This window comes from Enterobacter sp. HK-058-C-ECC (assembly GCF_047531125.1).
GTDB lineage: Bacteria > Pseudomonadota > Gammaproteobacteria > Enterobacterales > Enterobacteriaceae > Enterobacter > Enterobacter quasiroggenkampii.
The window spans coordinates 27,702-44,714 of sequence record NZ_JBLKCH010000018.1; the positions used below are offsets into that span (position 1 = coordinate 27,702).

Consider the following 17,013-nt stretch of genomic DNA (forward strand, 5'->3'; position numbering starts at 1 on the left):
CGTTAGTGAATAAGCGGCTGCCAGAGGGTCATCAGCCCCTGCGTCAGCCCACCGCGCCAGCAAAGCGCATCGTGTCCGCCGTCAACCTGACGCCAGATAACCGGTTGGTGCGTGTGCAGCTCGGCGTAAATCGCCTGATTCGCGCGGAAGATGAGCGGCTCGTTGCGCCCGGCTTCGAGAATGATGCGTAGCCCGCGAGGGGATATTTCACCGGCTTTAAGTTGTTCGATTAACAGCCCGTCCTGCTGCCCACCGCGGTATGGCCACCAGAAGGATCCGGACTGGCTAAGCACGCAGCCAAAACGCTGCGGCCAGTGGAGGCCAGCATAAAGCGACGCGAGACCGCCAAAGCTCTGGCCAGCCACCACCGTACGGTCGGCGCGGTCGCTAAACGGCGCGCATTGTTGGACAAGGGGGAGAAGTTCTTCCTGCACCGCCAGCCAGAAATCGGGATTGCACGGCAGCTCGCGGTTGCGATGCTCCATATCGATAACATCAATTAAGACGTAGACCGCAGGCGGTAATTTGCGCTCGGCGGTGAGCGACGCCAGTGCAGGCCAGACCGGCATGCTTTCGGCCCAGAACTGCCCGTCGAGCAGCACCGCCAGCGGGCGTTCCGGGCTATGATCCCCGGTAGTGAAAATCCAGACGCGACGGCGATTTTTCAGGCGCGCGCTTTCCCACTCAATGCAGACTGGCGGCTGATACGGCGTATCGGGATGATTCCACCCCGGCTGAACCGGCGCGCCCGGCATCTCCAGCGCGGAGACGGCATGGCCGCGCCCGCCGCGCCAGCTCTGCGGATTCAGCGGGTCGGAAACCGCGTGCGGCAGCAGCTTGCGCCACCCTTCGCGCAGCGCCATGCGCTCCGGCTGCTCGCCTTCAAACACGACGCTGGCAAAATCGTTTTCATTCATGGAAGGGATAAAACAGTAGCTTCCACGCCACTCGGGGCTGAAATCGCCCTGCCACTGCCAGACGTCGGTATCGGGAATGCGTTCGAGAGACTGCGGGCGGGCATTTTGGTGGTGATCGGTCACGCCGGTGACGTAGAGCCAGACGCGTTTGATCGGTGACGTTCTTTGCGTTCCTGCCGGGTCACGCCACCAGAACGTGACGCGATAGTTTCCCTTTTTCGGCGTCCATTCAGGCCCGTTTTTCGACTGCCACCACGCTTCACTTCCCGTTGTTAACGCCGTCACCCTTATAACCTCATGTTTAACAGTCTTTTTTGTTTCAGAGCAAATTTTATTGATAATATTATTGATAACTATTTGCATTTGCAATAGCGTAGTGCCCGCGCTGTGGGAAGCGCTCATAAAACAACCACAAAAGCAGGACGTACAATGAATAAGAAGATTCACTCTCTGGCCTTGCTGGTCAATTTAGGGATTTACGGCGCCGCGCTGCCCGCTCTGGCAGACGACAACACCGCCTCTGCGCAGCACGAAGACACGATGGTGATCACCGCCGCCGAGCAGAATCTGCAGGCGCCGGGGGTATCGACCATCACCGCCGATGAGATACGTAAAAACCCGCCCGCACGGGACGTGGCTGAAATCATCCGCACCATGCCGGGCGTTAACCTGACCGGTAACTCCACCAGCGGCCAGCGCGGGAATAACCGTCAGATTGATATCCGCGGCATGGGGCCAGAAAACACCCTGATCCTGATCGACGGCAAGCCGGTGACCAGCCGAAACTCCATCCGTCTGGGCTGGCGCGGCGAGCGCGACACCCGCGGCGATACCGGCTGGGTGCCGCCGGAGATGATCGAGCGCATCGAAGTGATCCGCGGTCCGGCCGCCGCGCGCTATGGCAACGGCGCGGCAGGTGGCGTGGTGAACATCATCACCAAAAAATTCGACGACCAGTGGCACGGCTCCTGGAATACCTACCTGAATGCGCCTGAGCACAAGGATGAAGGTTCCACCAAACGCACCAACTTCAGCCTGAGCGGCCCGCTGGGCGGCGACTTCAGCTTCCGCATGTTCGGTAACCTGGACAAAACCCAGGCCGACGCGTGGGACATCAACCAGGGTCACCAGTCTGACCGAACCGGTGCCTACGCCGACACGCTGCCCGCGGGCCGTGAAGGGGTGGAAAATAAAGACATCAACGGCGTGGTGCGCTGGGACTTTGCGCCGATGCAGTCTCTGGAATTTGAGGCGGGCTACAGCCGTCAGAATAACCTCTACGCCGGTGATACCCAGAATACTAACAACGACAACAGCTCCAGTGGTCTGGTGAAAAAGAACTACGGCAAAGAGACCAACCGTATCTATCGCCAGAACTTCGCGGTGACCTGGAACGGCGGCTGGGATAACGGCATTACCACCAGCAACTGGGCGCAGTACGAGCACACCCGCAACTCCCGTCTGGGCGAAGGGCTGGCAGGCGGTCTGGAAGGCCTGTTCAACAGTAATAAATTCACCGACACCGATCTGGCCGACGTGATGCTGCACAGTGAAATCAACCTGCCGATTGATTTCCTCGTTAACCAGAACCTGACGCTCGGCACCGAGTGGAACCAGCAGCGCATGAAGGACTCGACCTCCTTCACCCAAACTCAGCAGGGCGGCACCATTCCGGGCATGAGCAACGACCGCAGCCCGTACACGTCGGCAGAGATTTTCTCTCTGTTCGCCGAAAACAACATGGAGCTGACCGACAGCACCATGCTGACCCCTGCCCTGCGCTTCGACCATCACACCATCGTCGGCAACAACTGGAGCCCGTCACTTAACCTGTCGCAGGGTCTGGGGGATGACTTCACGCTGAAGATGGGGATCGCCCGCGCCTATAAGGCGCCGAGCCTGTACCAGACCAACCCGAACTACCTGCTCTACAGCAAAGGCCAGGGCTGCTACGCCAGCTCCGACGGCGTGGGCTGCTACATGATGGGTAACGACGACCTGAAGGCCGAAACCAGCATCAACAAAGAGATTGGCCTGGAGTGGAAACACGACGGCTGGCTGGCGGGCGTCACCTGGTTCCGCAACGACTACCGCGACAAGATTGAAGCGGGCTACGCGCCGATTGGTCACACCTCTTCCGGTAAAGTGCAGACGGATATCTACCAGTGGGAAAACGTGCCGAAGGCGGTGGTTGAAGGTCTGGAAGGCTCCCTGAACGTGCCGGTCAGCGACACGATTAACTGGACCAACAACATCACCTACATGCTGCAGAGCAAGAACAAGGAGACTGGCGACCGTCTGTCGATCATTCCGGAGTACACGCTGAACTCAACCCTGAGCTGGCAGGTGCATCAGGACGTGTCGCTCCAGTCGACCTTTACCTGGTACGGCAAGCAGCAGCCGAAGAAGTACAACTACAAAGGTCAGCCGGTGACCGGGTCTGAGAATGACGAAGTCAGTCCGTACAGCATCGTGGGCCTGAGCGCAACCTGGGACATGACCAAAAACGTCAGCCTGACCGGCGGCGTGGATAACGTCTTCGACAAGCGCCAGTGGCGCGCGGGTAATGCCCAGACCACGGGCAACGCCACCACCGGTGCGTATATGTACGGCGCGGGGGCTTATACCTATAATGAGCCAGGCCGCACGTGGTATATGAGCGTGAATACGCGTTTCTGATAAAGGCAACAACGCCTCCCTCTCCCTGTGGGAGAGGGCTGGGGTGAGGACGAGGTGAAAGCAAAACGGCAACCCCGTTGCCGTTTTTAGTGTTTGCTCCCTCTCCCCGTGGGAGAGGGCCGGGGTGAGGGCATCAGGCCGCACTATTTGCTGATAGAGGAAAAACCATGCACACAACCCATACCACGTTCATTCTCGCCGGCCACACCGTTCACCACGTCACCTTCGACCCAACCACCTTCACCGACGCCGATCTCCTCTGGCTCCCCCACCACGCCGAGCTTTCAAACGCCGGGCGCAAACGCAAAGCCGAGCATCTGGCAGGCCGCATCGCCGCCGCGCATGCCTTACCTGACCACACCGTGCCCGGCATCGGCCCCAGTGGTGAACCGCTCTGGCCGGAAGACGTTTCAGGGAGCATCACCCACTGCGGCACGCAGGCGATGGCGGTTGCCGTCCGTCATCCAGATGCGCTTGTGGGTATTGATTGCGAAGCCATTCTTCCTGACCGTGAAGCCCGAGAAATCCAGGACGGCATCATTGATGCACAGGAAGCGATGTGCCTGACACGCTCGGGCTACCCCTTTGCGCTGGCGTTGACGCTTGCATTCAGCGCCAAAGAAAGTTTGTTTAAAGCCCTGTTCCCTACGGCAAGGCGCTACATGGGATTCGACTGTGCACGGGTCACGGCGTTGAATCAGCAAACTATCGCGTTGACGCTCAGCCATCCGGCAGGCCGTTATCAGCAGGGAAAATGCTTTAGCCTCGCCTGGCAACGTATTAATGGAGAGGTATATACCATGATTGTCGTTCAGGAATAATGCTGCCCTGTTTATTGCTCCAGCCATTTAGTTTTAATTAATACCAGATGAGTAATAACAAAACCATCCTCCCCTATAGCCACCAATCAAATAAACGTACACCCACCGGGAAAAAATGTTAAGCCCCTCCCTACCATTTATAATAGCCACCAAAATTTTCCTTGAGCATTTAAAAGTATGCGAGCAGGTTTTTTCATAACAGAACTCAGCCATAAAACCTCGAGCCAGATCAAAAATGCCAAGATAAAAAAATCAATAAACACAAAATAAATCATTTCAATTTTATAATTTTAGGAACATTATGCTTTCGCTGTTTTACATTAACTCAATATCACTAAGGAAAGTATAATGCGTGAATTAAACCAAAATGAAATGAGCAGTGTCGCTGGTGGAATTGGTGCTGGTAACGGGAACGGTAATCACAGTGGTAACGGCAATGGTAACAGTGGTGGTAACGGTGGTACCTGTAACGGCGGCAATGGTGGTAATGGTGGCCGTGGGGGTAATGGCGGCAACGGCGGTAATGGCGGAAACTGTGGTGGTGGTAATAATGGCGGACGCCGTTAATCACCCTTAACAGCGAATACGACGGCTCACGATAGATTTTTATTGTGGGCCATCGTGAAGGATGTACTTATTTCATCAGGAGATGAAAATGCGAAAATTACTGAATTCTGAGATGCAGCTTATTTCCGGAGGATCACAATGTGACGGCGGTAATGGCGGCAACGGGGGCGCCGGTGGGAACGGAGGTCGTGGAGGAAACGGTGGCACGTGTGGGTCAGGCAATGGCGGCAACGGCGGCAATGGTGGACGTGGAGGTAACGGAGGAGATGGCGGTAACGGTGGCCCAGGCGGGAAAGGGGGCAAAGGCGGAAAAGGAGGTCCCGGAGGACATGACGGACGCAATGGAAAAGATGGCTGAATCTTTACCGGGTCAACATTACTGACTGAGAGCTAATGGCCAGGACAGTCAGTGAACGTTTTGGAACAGGTGGAATAACCAGGCGCCATTCAGCTAAAAATGATCGCCTGGAATCAGGCTAAATCTAAAGACTTGCTTTACAAAAGGAATAGCATGCGTGTATCGCCAACAAGCGGTTGAATACAAAAAAATGCGATGGCAGGGAAAGGCCTTATTACTACCTGGTATTCCAATTTGGCTTGTTGCCGGATTATCTGCTTTTTTTATTGTTGCCTTTATCGTTTTCATTTTGACATTCAGCTATACAAGAAGGATCACAGTGATGGGTGAGATATCCACGTATCCCCGCTCATCAAATGTGTATGCCAGTGTCCAGGGCGTTGTAGTTAAACAGTTTGTCACTGAAGGTCAACTGCTCAAAACAGGCGATGCTATCTACATGATAGATGTTAGTAAAAGCACGCGTAGCGGTGTTGTGAGTGATAACCAGCGAATGGATGTCGATAACCAACTTACACGTATTGCTCAAATCACGGATCTTCTTCAGGAGAATAAAAGAAACACTCTGGAAATGCTAAAAAAACAAAAAGAGCAATACAGTGCGGCCCTCAAACGATCCTCAGACATTATCGCACAAGCCCAGGAAGGCATTCGCGTCATGAAAACGAACATGGAAAACTATCGGCATTATCAAGCGCGCGGACTTATCACGCAGGATCAGTTGATAAACCAGATAGCCTTATACTACGAGCGACAAAATAATATGCTTAATTTGTCTGCTCAAAGCGATCAGAACGCGTTGCAGGTGACCACTCTCGAAAGCCAGATTCAAACTCAGGCTGCCGAATTTGATAACCAGATCCACCAGATGGAGCTTCAGCGCTACGAGCTGCAAAAAGAGCGTCTAAATATTGATGCCGGGGGCGCAATTATCATCCGGGCAATGTCTGACGGGCGGGTAGACTCTCTGAGCGTTACGGTTGGGCAGATGATCAAACCTGGCGACAGCCTCCTGCAAATTATCCCTCTGACTATCGATCATTTTTCTCTTGTCACATGGGTGCCTAATGATGCCGTCCCCTACCTTTCTCCTGGCGACCGGGTGAACATTCGCTATGAGGCGTTTCCGGCACAAAAATTTGGCATGTTTGGGGGCTCCATTTCGGTTATCTCGCGTTCCCCTGCCTCCCCTCAGGAGATGCAAACCTATCAGGGGGCACTTAAAGCGACCTCACCCGGGGCCGCCCCTTACTACAAAATTATTATCAGGCCTGACAGACAAAACATTGCCTATGCGGGCAAACGTCTGAGTTTAGGCAATGGTATGCAGGCTCAAAGCACCTTATTTCTGGAAAAAAGAAAAATCTACCAGTGGATGCTTTCACCCTTCTACGATATGAAAAATAGCGCCGGGGGTCCGGTAAATGAGTAAACGCTCTCTTAAAACCCTCATCGAACAGCTGGATCTCCAGTTGCGCTCCCGGGTTCCGCTGGTTCACCAGACGGAATCGTCAGAGTGCGGCCTGGCCTGCCTCGCGATGATCTGTAGCCACTATGGCAAACAGAGCAACCTCATCGCCCTGCGTCAACAATTTAACCTGTCGGCACGGGGCACCACGCTGGCAGGCATGACGCAAATTGCTGAACAACTTGGACTCGCAACACGCTGTTTATCCCTCGATCTCAATGAACTCAGCGCGCTTAAAACTCCTTGCATCCTGCACTGGGATTTTAACCATTTTGTGGTACTCGTCAGCGTGAAGCAGAATCGAGCCATACTTCACGACCCCGCTCGGGGGCGAAGAAAAGTAGGTATGGAGGAGATGTCGAAATACTTCACCGGCATAGCGCTCGAAGTATGGCCCGGAAGTACATTTGCCGCACAGCCAACAAGCCATCAGTTCAGCCTGAGGTCCCTGGCCGCGAAGGTGCACGGCCTTAAGGGAATGTTAGGCAAAATATTTTTCTATTCGCTCATTATTGAAACCATCAACCTGCTTATACCGATAGGCACTCAACTCGCCCTGGATCATGCTATTCCCGCCGCAGATATGGGCTTGTTAACGGTGATTTGTATCGGCCTGTTTCTCTTTACTTTACTGCGCGTGGCGTTGAGTGCTTTACGTTCATGGTCCTCGCTGATAATGACGACGCTTATCAATGTGCAGTGGCAGTCCGGGCTTTTTACCCATCTCGTGCGGCTGCCTCTAAGCTATTTTGAGCGGCGCAAGCTGGGCGATATTCAGTCGCGCTTTGGATCACTGAACACGCTTCGAGAAACTTTTACCAGCAGCATCATTGGGGCACTTATCGATGGAACCATGATGATGGGTGTCATCGTGATGATGATACTTTATGGCGGCTGGCTGACTGGCGTAGTCATAGGCTTTACTGCGCTGTATGTTCTGACCAGACTAATGACCTACAGTACCTATCGCGAGTTATCGGAAGAAACCCTCATCAGAGATGCCCGCACCCGGTCCTATTTCATGGAAACGTTGTACGGTATCGCGACCGTAAAAATGCAGGGTTTGAGTGAGAGACGCGGCACTCACTGGTTAAATCTGGAAATTGACACGATCAATACAGAGATAAAAATCACCAAAATGGATCTGCTTTTTGGTGGGGTAAACGCTTTTATTATTGCCTGCGAACAAATAACAATGTTATGGCTGGGTTCAAAACTCATCATAGAAAACGCGATGACAATTGGAATGTTCATCGCTTTTGGCGTGTTCAGAGAACAATTTGCCGACAGAATCTGGTCACTGACAAATTTTCTGATGAAGTTGCGCATGATGCATCTTCATAACGAACGCGTATCCGATATTGCGCTTAACGTAAGAGAAATGAAAAAGCCTGACAGAGAAATCATAAATACCATGCAACCTGTTACTCTTGAAACCCATGCGCTGAGCTATCGCTATGACGAGCATTCCGCCGATGTTTTTCGCAATCTCTCATTCAAGGTTTCAGCAGGTGAAAGCGTGGCGATTACAGGACCGTCAGGAGCGGGGAAAACCACGCTTATGAGAGTACTTTGTGGGTTATTTGAACCACTTTCGGGCTCCGTCACAATCGACGGTTATGACATTCAACAGCTGGGTTTAAACAACTATCGTAAAATTATCGGCTGCGTTATGCAGGATGATAAGTTGTTCTCTGGATCAATCAGGGAAAATATTTGTGGCTTTGATGACAAAGGCGATAAGGAGTGGATGGAAGCCTGCGCCCGCGCCAGCTATATCCATGACGTGATTATAAAAATGCCTATGGGATACGAGACCCTAATTGGTGAACTCGGTGAAGGATTATCAGGTGGACAAAAACAACGACTCTTTATTGCGCGCGCGCTATATCGCAAACCCGGAATATTATTTATGGATGAAGCGACCAGCGCACTGGATGAAGAGAGTGAGAGCTATGTCAATGCAGCCATCAAAAAGTTAAACATCACACGCATTATCATCGCGCACAGAAAATCAACTATCGCATCCGCTGAACGTGTGATTCAACTAACGCCACTGACAGAACAACATGAGCCCAGCCAGAAATGAAACATTGCCTGATACCGAGAATAAAACCTATCAGCAAGCAGATAATTATTACGATCCTCGCATTTTTCGGCTGTCTCTTTTTCGCTCATGCTAACGCAAATCCCTATGAGGATGGCATGGATCCTTATCATTGGATGGAAACTCACCCCCAACAGACTGCTCGCTGGTTAAATCAACGCTCAAACCAGACGGTTAAGACACTCCACGCCCTTCCATGGAGAAACACGCTGGCGAAAAGGTTAAGCGAGCTGGAGAATACGGCCCCCACTATTTCTGATATTTATGATGCGGGACAAAATCGTTTTTATCTACGCTCAACGGTCGAACACCCATACCTGCGGCTGTTTGTAAGACAGAAGGGAAAACCGGAACGGGTGCTCATTGATCCGCCTGTTGGCTATGGGATTAATTTTTTTAGCCCTTCACATGATGGTCGCTATGTGGCTTTTGGGCTCTCAAGAAACGGGACTGAAAGCACGAGAATTACCGTTATCCGGGTTGTGGATAATGTCGTATTAGATACGCATATACCCGACGTTCGCTATCCCAGCGTTGTCTGGGCCGCGGATAATCAGTCCTTTTATTATAGTCTCAACACCATCACTCAGGATTCAGGACGACAAACCTGCGGCAAGGTCTACCTCCATCGTATAAAGCACGACAGAGACGTTATGACGTTTGACTGGCGCACGCTCCCTGAACTCGCACAAAAAGCCTGCGAAAACGTTAATCTGTACACCTCTCCTGATTCTGAATATCTGATTGTTAACGTTTCAAAATCCATCAGTGGTTATGGAGGCTACCTTTTTGCCGCTAAAAAAGACGCGGATGACAACAGCACACTCACCTGGAACAAAATTGTTGATACCGATAAAAATGTTTCTGCCTTTGTTTATTCCGGGAAGTGGATTTATCTGGCGAGCTATAACGCCTCCTCAGGCTATGATATTTCACGCATCAATCTGGCGGCTCCTGCCTCCACCAAAGAACACGTGATGAGCTGGTCGAACGGAGAGTTAACACAATTAAGCCTGAGTAGGGATTCACTTTATGTGGCTTATCATAACGCCGGAAGCAGTAAATTCATGCGTATTCCGTTTGCTGATATCAGTCACCACCAGGCAATTCCGGTCCCTGCAGATGAAGACGTGAGTGCGATATTTGCCAGCAGCGATAGTCAGGACATTCTCTTCACCCGTCAGGGCTGGCTTAATCCCCCCGTCATTTATCATTATCAACCTGCGGATAACATTATCCAGAAAACAGAGTTAATACCGCCGTTAAGCCAGCCCCTGACAGACTATGTGACGGAAGAAAAATGGGTCACTACAGCAGAGAATGTTCGCGTCCCACTGACTCTCATATACCGTAAAGGCATTGCGCGCGATGGTTCGGTCCCTACCTGGTTGACGGCTTATGGCGCGTACGGCGTGAGTACGTTTCCTTCATTCGATCTGACCCGTCTACTCTGGCTGGAACAAGGCGGTATTCTCGCTATCGCGCATGTACGCGGAGGCGGTGAAATGGGCCCTGAATGGCACGAAGCAGGAAGAGCGGATAAGAAAGAAAATTCCATTACCGATTTTATCCGTTGCGCGGAATATCTTATCGACAGTCGCTACACCTCACCGTCAAAATTGGCAATCGGGGGTGAAAGCGCGGGGGGAATTATCGTGGGTATGGCGATGACCCGTCGCCCGGAACTGTTTTCCGCAGTGGCCATAGACGCCGGGATGCTGAATACCAGCCGACTGGATAACATTCCGATAGGCGTGATGAACTATGACGAACTGGGATCACCGCTGACGCCGTCAGGCAGGCTAAACTTATTGAAAATAGATGCTTACCGGCATCTGGTACCTGAAAAACGTTATCCTCCCGTGCTGTTAACCGTGGGCCTGCATGACCAGCGCGTTTCCCCGTGGCAAACAGCAAAATTCGCCGCCCGTTTAGAGGACATCGGCTCGCCGCGCAGCGTGCTGGTTCTGGCTTACCGTCAGGGAGGACACAGTGCGGCAACCTATGCCGAGGCCGATTCAAAATTAGTCGACACGGTAAGTTTCTTCATCTGGAAAACCGGTCTTCACGTTCACGACAGGTGAAAGCGGCACCCGTTACGGGTGCCCTGTCATTCATACACGAAATGGTTCAAACATCCGGGAACATCACGCTATTCCCCGGCGCTTCCCTGTGCAGGTGGATAAAGTTCAGATGCCGTTCATACTGGTCCAGAATATCCGTAATCACCTGCTCCTTGCTGTAGTCCATCAAATCATTCCCCTGACTTCCTTCCAGCAGGAAGGTCTCAAGCCGGTAGTAGGTCGATTTCCCGCTGCGCGCCCGGTAGGTAAAGCCGGGCACCGAATACTGCTGCGGCCAGATCTGGTAGACAAAGTTCTGCTCGTCGCCCATGTGCACCAGCAGATCCAGGTGCCCCAGGGTCTCGCCCTCCTCCGGCGGCAGGTTTTTCAGCTCCACGTAGGCGCCGCGCAGCTTCAGCTCCTGCGCCACCTCTTCCATCGCCGGGAAGCAGACCGTCTCCATCATCTGTTTGGTGTAGCGCGTGCCCGGGTAGTTCATCAGGCGCGACAGGCGTTTCTTCCAGCTCAGCCTGTCCTGCGCGCCCATCGGGCGCGGCGCGGTGTCGCGGCTGGCGCTGACGCGGCGGTAGTCTTCCACCTTGAGCGATTTATACAGCCCGGCCATCACAAAGAAGATAACGAAGCTGAACGGCAGCCCCATGATCACCGTGGTGTTCTGTAGCGCCGAGATGCCGTTGGTCATCAGCATGCCGAGCGTCAGCAGGCCGATGGCGACGGACCAGAAGATGCGCAGCCAGTTCGGCGCGTCGCTGTTGATGTCCTTCAGCTTCGAGGTGAAGTTGCCCAGCACCAGCGCGCCGGAATCCGCTGAGGTGACGTAAAACAGCAGGCCGGTAATGGTCGCCACGGAGGCGCTAAAGGTGAACGCCGGGTACTGCGCCAGCAGGCTGTAGAAGCCGCGCTCCGGGTGCGCCATTGCGTCCTGCGCGAAGGTCGCGTTGCCGTGGATAATCTCATGGAGCGCGCTGTTGCCGAACACCGACAGCCACAGCAGGGTAAAGGTGAACGGGATAATCAGCGTGCCCATCACAAACTGACGGATGGTGCGGCCACGTGAAATACGCGCCAGGAACAGGCCGACAAACGGCGACCACGCGACCCACCACGCCCAGAAGAAGAGCGTCCAGTTGTTCATCCACTCCACCGGGCGGTCGAAGGCGAAGCTGTTCAGCGTCATGCCCATAAAGCGGTTCACGTAGTCGCCCACGTTCAGCACTAAGGCATTGAGCAGGAACGAGGTGTCGCCCATAAACAGCACGAACAGGATCAGGCCCAGCGCCAGCGCCACGTTCAGCTCGGAGAGCACGCGGATGCCCTTATCGACGCCCGACGTCACCGAAATGGTGGCGATAATGACGGAGAGCGCAATCAGCGCCGCTTTCGCCGCCATCGAATCCGGAATATCAAACAGCACGCTCAGGCCGTAGTTAAGCTGCACCACGCCAATCCCGAGCGTTGTCGCAATACCGAAGATGGTGCCGATCACCGCCGCAATGTCGACGCTGTGGCCAATCGGACCGTTGATCTTTTTACCGAAAATCGGGTACAGCGCGGAGCGGATGGTGAGGGGCAAATTATAACGATAGCTAAAGTATCCCAGCGCCATGCCCATGAGGGCGTACATTGACCAGCCGGTCAGGCCGTAGTGGAACAGCGTCCAGACCATCGCCTGGCGCGCGGCCTCCATCGTCTGCCCTGCCCCTTCCGGGGGCTGCATATACTGCGTGACCGGTTCCGCCACGGAGAAGAACATCAGGTCGATGCCGATGCCCGCGGCAAACAGCATTGCGGCCCAACTCAGCAGGCTGAACTCGGGCTTGGACTGCTCGGGACCGAGCTTAACGGAGCCGAAGCGCGAGCAGGCAATGCAGACCACAAAGACGATATAGAGCGTCGCCGCCAGCAGGTAGTACCAGCCGAAGGTCTTTGACACCCAGTTCAGGGTGCGCCCAATCCACTCGGCAGAAAAATCGCGAAAGAAGATCGTTGTCAGGGAAAACAACAAAATCAGCCCGGCGGACGTATAAAAAACGACCGGGTTGATTTTGTCTTTTTCTCTGTCCTGTGAAAGGTCTGTCATCCAGTATCCTCACTGTTTTTGTAACTATTAAAATCCAAATCCGCAACAATTAAGACACACTTTATATTGAACGTCCAATCAAAAACCGCTTTAATGGTTAACCAACGCTGATGAATGGAGTGGCAAAAATGCCCAAAGTGGGGATGCAGCCGATCCGGCGCAGGCAGCTTATCGACGCCACGCTGGAAGCAATAAATGAAGTGGGAATGCACGACGCGACGATCGCGCAGATCGCCCGTCGGGCGGGCGTTTCCACGGGGATCATCAGTCACTATTTCAAAGACAAAAATGGTCTGCTGGAAGCGACCATGCGCGACATCACCGGCCAGCTGCGCGATGCGGTATTGAGCCGCCTGCACGCCCTGCCGAACGGCAGCGCGGAGCAGCGTCTGCAGGCGATTGTCGGCGGTAACTTTGATGAAACCCAGGTGAGCAGCGCGGCGATGAAGGCCTGGCTGGCCTTCTGGGCAAGCAGCATGCATCAGCCGATGCTCTACCGCCTGCAGCAGGTGAGCAGCCGCCGCCTGCTGTCGAACCTGGTGTACGAGTTCCGCCGCGAGCTTCCGCGCGAGCAGGCCCAGGAGGCGGGATATGGGCTGGCGGCGCTGATCGACGGGCTGTGGCTGCGCGCCGCGCTGAGCGGCAAGCCGCTGGATAAGACCCTGGCGCAGTCACTGACCAGCCACTTTATCAGCCAGCATTTACCGACCGAATAACCGAGGAGAATTTATGTCCCGAATGGCAGAACAGCAGCTTTATATCAATGGTGGTTATACATCGGCCACCAGCGGTCGCACCTTCGAGACCATCAACCCGGCCAACGGTGAAGTCCTGGCGACCGTTCAGGCTGCCGGGCGCGAAGACGTCGATCGCGCCGTAGAAAGCGCAACGCGCGGGCAAAAAGTCTGGGCGGCGATGACCGCCATGGAGCGCTCTCGCATCCTGCGTCGCGCCGTCGACATCCTGCGCGAGCGCAACGACGATCTGGCAAAGCTGGAAACCCTCGACACCGGTAAAGCGTATTCCGAAACCTCAACCGTGGATATCGTCACCGGTGCGGACGTGCTGGAGTACTACGCGGGTCTGATCCCGGCGCTGGAAGGCAGCCAGATCCCCTTGCGCGAGACCTCATTCGTCTATACCCGCCGCGAGCCGCTGGGCGTGGTGGCGGGCATCGGCGCATGGAACTACCCGATCCAGATCGCCCTGTGGAAATCGGCCCCGGCGCTGGCGGCGGGCAACGCAATGATCTTCAAGCCGAGCGAAGTGACACCGCTTACCGCCCTGAAGCTTGCCGAGATCTACACCGAAGCGGGCCTGCCGGACGGCGTGTTCAACGTTCTGCCGGGCGTGGGCGCGGAGACCGGCCAGTACCTGACCGAGCATCCGGGCATCGCCAAAGTCTCCTTTACCGGTGGCGTCGCCAGTGGCAAAAAGGTGATGGCGAACGCCGCGGCCTCCTCCCTGAAAGAGGTGACGATGGAGCTGGGCGGCAAATCGCCGCTGATTATTTTTGACGATGCGGATCTGGATCTCGCGGCGGACATCGCCATGATGGCCAACTTCTTCAGCTCCGGCCAGGTGTGCACCAACGGCACCCGCGTGTTTGTTCCGGCTAAGTTCAAAGCCGCGTTTGAGCAGAAAATCGTTGAGCGCGTGGGCCGCATCCGCGCGGGCGATCTGTTCGATGAAGCGACCAACTTTGGTCCGATGGTCAGCTTCCCGCACCGCGACAGCGTGATGCGCTACATCGCCAAAGGCAAAGAGGAAGGCGCGCGCGTGCTGTGCGGCGGCGACGTGCTGAAGGGCGAAGGCTTTGACAACGGCGCGTGGGTGGCCCCGACCGTGTTCACCGACTGCACCGACGAGATGACCATCGTGCGCGAAGAGATCTTCGGCCCGGTGATGTCCATCCTCACCTATGAGTCCATTGAGGAAGCGATTCGCCGCGCCAACGACACCGACTACGGTCTGGCGGCAGGCATCGTCACGGCCGACCTGAACCGCGCCCACGGCGCCATTCATCAGCTCGAAGCGGGCATCTGCTGGATCAACACCTGGGGTGAATCCGCCGCAGAGATGCCGGTCGGCGGCTACAAGCACTCCGGCATTGGCCGCGAGAATGGCGTGATGACGCTGCAGAGCTACACCCAAGTGAAGTCCATCCAGGTTGAGATGGGTAAATTCCAGTCCATATTTTAACCGGGAGGTTTATTTGCAATTTGACTACATCATTATCGGGGCCGGCTCTGCCGGCAACGTGCTGGCTACACGACTGACTGAAGATCCGAACACCACCGTCCTGCTGCTTGAAGCGGGCGGGCCGGATTACCGCTTTGACTTCCGCACCCAGATGCCCGCCGCGCTGGCGTTCCCGCTGCAGGGCAAGCGCTACAACTGGGCGTACGAAACCGAACCAGAGCCATACATGAACAACCGCCGCATGGAGTGCGGACGTGGCAAAGGGCTGGGCGGCTCGTCGCTGATCAACGGCATGTGCTACATCCGCGGTAACGCGATGGACCTCGACAACTGGGCAAAAGAGCCGGGTCTGGAGCACTGGAGCTACCTCAACTGCCTGCCCTACTACCGCAAGGCAGAGACCCGCGACGTGGGGCCGAACGACTATCACGGCGGCGACGGTCCGGTGAGCGTCACCACCTCGAAACCGGGCGTGAACCCGCTGTTTGAGGCGATGGTGGAAGCGGGCGTGCAGGCGGGCTATCCGCGCACCGACGATCTCAACGGCTATCAGCAGGAAGGCTTCGGCCCGATGGACCGCACGGTCACGCCGCAGGGCCGACGCGCCAGCACCGCGCGCGGCTATCTGGATCAGGCGAAACCGCGCCCAAACCTGACCATCCGCACCCACGCCATGACCGATCGCATCCTCTTTGAGGGCAAGCGCGCGGTGGGCGTCGAGTGGCTGGAGGGTGAAAGCACCATTCCATCCAAAGCGACGGCAAAAAAAGAAGTGCTGCTGAGCGCCGGGGCGATTGCCTCCCCGCAGATCCTCCAGCGCTCCGGCGTGGGCAACGCTGACCTGCTGAAACAGTTCGAAATCCCGCTGGTACACGATCTGCCCGGCGTGGGCGAAAACCTGCAGGATCACCTGGAGATGTACCTCCAGTACGAATGCAAAGAGCCAGTCTCCCTCTACCCTGCCCTGCAGTGGTGGAACCAGCCGAAGATTGGCGCCGAGTGGCTGTTTGGCGGCACCGGCGTGGGCGCGAGCAACCACTTCGAAGCGGGCGGGTTTATCCGCAGCCGTGAAGAGTTCGAGTGGCCAAACATTCAGTACCACTTCCTGCCGGTGGCGATTAACTACAACGGCTCGAACGCGGTGAAAGAGCACGGCTTCCAGTGCCACGTCGGCTCCATGCGCTCCCCGAGCCGTGGGCACGTGCGCATCCAGTCGCGCGATCCGCACCAGCATCCGGCGATCCTGTTCAACTATATGTCCCACGAGCAGGACTGGCAGGAGTTCCGCGACGCGATCCGCATTACCCGCGAGATCATGCACCAGCCCGCACTGGACAAGTACCGCGGCCGTGAAATCAGTCCGGGTATTGACTGCCAGACCGACGAGCAGCTGGACGAGTTCGTGCGCAACCACGCCGAAACCGCCTTCCACCCTTGCGGCACCTGCAAGATGGGTTACGACGAGATGGCGGTGGTCGACGGCGAAGGCCGCGTTCACGGGCTGGAAGGGCTGCGCGTGGTGGATGCGTCGATTATGCCGCAGATCATCACCGGCAACCTGAACGCCACCACCATTATGATCGGCGAAAAGATTGCCGACGCCATTCGTGGACGCGAGCCGCTGGCGAAGAGCACGGCCGCGTATTATGTGGCGAACGGGGCACCGGTTCGCCGCTGAGGATATTTCTCCTCACCCTGGCCCTCTTCCCATAGGCTGAGGGATCCCCAGT

General features: G+C 55.4%; 12 protein-coding genes. 10 read left to right on the plus strand and 2 right to left on the minus strand.

Features of this window, described 5'->3' with window-relative positions; translation table 11 throughout:
• Positions 1-2: 2 nt before the first annotated feature.
• Positions 3-1,202, minus strand: a complete 1,200-nt coding sequence (fes, locus tag ACMWJS_RS21465) for an enterochelin esterase (protein WP_414747550.1) — start codon at positions 1,200-1,202, stop codon at positions 3-5.
• A gap of 144 nt (positions 1,203-1,346) precedes the next feature.
• On the opposite strand from fes, the gene ACMWJS_RS21470 reads away from it, so the two are divergent.
• From ACMWJS_RS21470 to ACMWJS_RS21500, 7 genes are all read left to right on the plus strand, one after another.
• On the plus strand, positions 1,347-3,596 hold the full coding sequence (locus ACMWJS_RS21470; protein ID WP_334755412.1) for a TonB-dependent siderophore receptor: 2,250 nt from the start codon (positions 1,347-1,349) through the stop codon (positions 3,594-3,596).
• 167 nt (positions 3,597-3,763) lie between these two features.
• Positions 3,764-4,417 carry an enterobactin synthase subunit EntD gene (gene entD, locus ACMWJS_RS21475; RefSeq protein WP_414747551.1) on the plus strand — a complete coding sequence of 218 codons (654 nt, stop codon included), beginning with the start codon at positions 3,764-3,766 and terminating at the stop codon, positions 4,415-4,417.
• 348 nt (positions 4,418-4,765) lie between these two features.
• A complete protein-coding gene (locus ACMWJS_RS21480) occupies positions 4,766-4,984 on the plus strand; it encodes a hypothetical protein (protein WP_045909632.1) in 219 nt (72 codons plus the stop codon).
• Between the two features lie 140 nt (positions 4,985-5,124).
• The gene (locus ACMWJS_RS21485; protein ID WP_414747552.1) at positions 5,125-5,367 is read left to right on the plus strand and encodes a hypothetical protein; all 243 of its coding nucleotides are present in this window, start codon (positions 5,125-5,127) and stop codon (positions 5,365-5,367) included.
• Positions 5,368-5,499: 132 nt separating this feature from the next.
• Positions 5,500-6,774 carry an HlyD family secretion protein gene (locus ACMWJS_RS21490; protein WP_167212087.1) on the plus strand — a complete coding sequence of 425 codons (1,275 nt, stop codon included), beginning with the start codon at positions 5,500-5,502 and terminating at the stop codon, positions 6,772-6,774.
• Positions 6,767-8,899: a peptidase domain-containing ABC transporter gene (locus ACMWJS_RS21495; RefSeq protein WP_045909634.1), complete on the plus strand. Its 2,133-nt coding sequence runs from the start codon at positions 6,767-6,769 to the stop codon at positions 8,897-8,899. Before ACMWJS_RS21490 ends, ACMWJS_RS21495 begins: the two co-directional genes overlap by 8 nt.
• A complete protein-coding gene (locus ACMWJS_RS21500; protein WP_414747553.1) occupies positions 8,896-11,001 on the plus strand; it encodes a prolyl oligopeptidase family serine peptidase in 2,106 nt (701 codons plus the stop codon). Before ACMWJS_RS21495 ends, ACMWJS_RS21500 begins: the two co-directional genes overlap by 4 nt.
• Positions 11,002-11,047: 46 nt before the next feature.
• On the opposite strand, the gene betT is transcribed toward ACMWJS_RS21500, so the two are convergent.
• Positions 11,048-13,081 carry a choline BCCT transporter BetT gene (betT, locus tag ACMWJS_RS21505; protein WP_095428853.1) on the minus strand — a complete coding sequence of 678 codons (2,034 nt, stop codon included), beginning with the start codon at positions 13,079-13,081 and terminating at the stop codon, positions 11,048-11,050.
• Positions 13,082-13,209: 128 nt separating this feature from the next.
• Between betT and betI the strand changes: the two genes are divergently transcribed.
• From betI to betA, 3 genes are read left to right on the plus strand one after another with little or no spacing between them, the layout of a single operon-like run.
• Positions 13,210-13,797, plus strand: a complete 588-nt coding sequence (betI, locus tag ACMWJS_RS21510; protein WP_023343550.1) for a transcriptional regulator BetI — start codon at positions 13,210-13,212, stop codon at positions 13,795-13,797.
• Positions 13,798-13,810: 13 nt separating this feature from the next.
• On the plus strand, positions 13,811-15,283 hold the full coding sequence (betB, locus tag ACMWJS_RS21515; protein ID WP_032656123.1) for a betaine-aldehyde dehydrogenase: 1,473 nt from the start codon (positions 13,811-13,813) through the stop codon (positions 15,281-15,283).
• Positions 15,284-15,296: 13 nt separating this feature from the next.
• A complete protein-coding gene (gene betA / locus ACMWJS_RS21520) occupies positions 15,297-16,961 on the plus strand; it encodes a choline dehydrogenase (RefSeq protein ID WP_414747554.1) in 1,665 nt (554 codons plus the stop codon).
• Positions 16,962-17,013 lie beyond the last annotated feature (52 nt).

What these genes read in the sequence shown, in the direction of transcription:
- ACMWJS_RS21470 (WP_334755412.1), top strand. Translation starts at nt 1,347, where the DNA reads ATGAATAAGAAGATTCACTCTCTGGCCTTGCTGGTCAATTTAGGGATT.
- entD (WP_414747551.1), top strand. Translation starts at nt 3,764, where the DNA reads ATGCACACAACCCATACCACGTTCATTCTCGCCGGCCACACCGTTCAC.
- ACMWJS_RS21480 (WP_045909632.1), top strand. Translation starts at nt 4,766, where the DNA reads ATGCGTGAATTAAACCAAAATGAAATGAGCAGTGTCGCTGGTGGAATT.
- ACMWJS_RS21495 (WP_045909634.1), top strand. Translation starts at nt 6,767, where the DNA reads ATGAGTAAACGCTCTCTTAAAACCCTCATCGAACAGCTGGATCTCCAG.
- ACMWJS_RS21500 (WP_414747553.1), top strand. Translation starts at nt 8,896, where the DNA reads ATGAAACATTGCCTGATACCGAGAATAAAACCTATCAGCAAGCAGATA.
- betT (WP_095428853.1), bottom strand. Translation starts at nt 13,081, where the DNA reads ATGACAGACCTTTCACAGGACAGAGAAAAAGACAAAATCAACCCGGTC.
- betI (WP_023343550.1), top strand. Translation starts at nt 13,210, where the DNA reads ATGCCCAAAGTGGGGATGCAGCCGATCCGGCGCAGGCAGCTTATCGAC.
- betB (WP_032656123.1), top strand. Translation starts at nt 13,811, where the DNA reads ATGTCCCGAATGGCAGAACAGCAGCTTTATATCAATGGTGGTTATACA.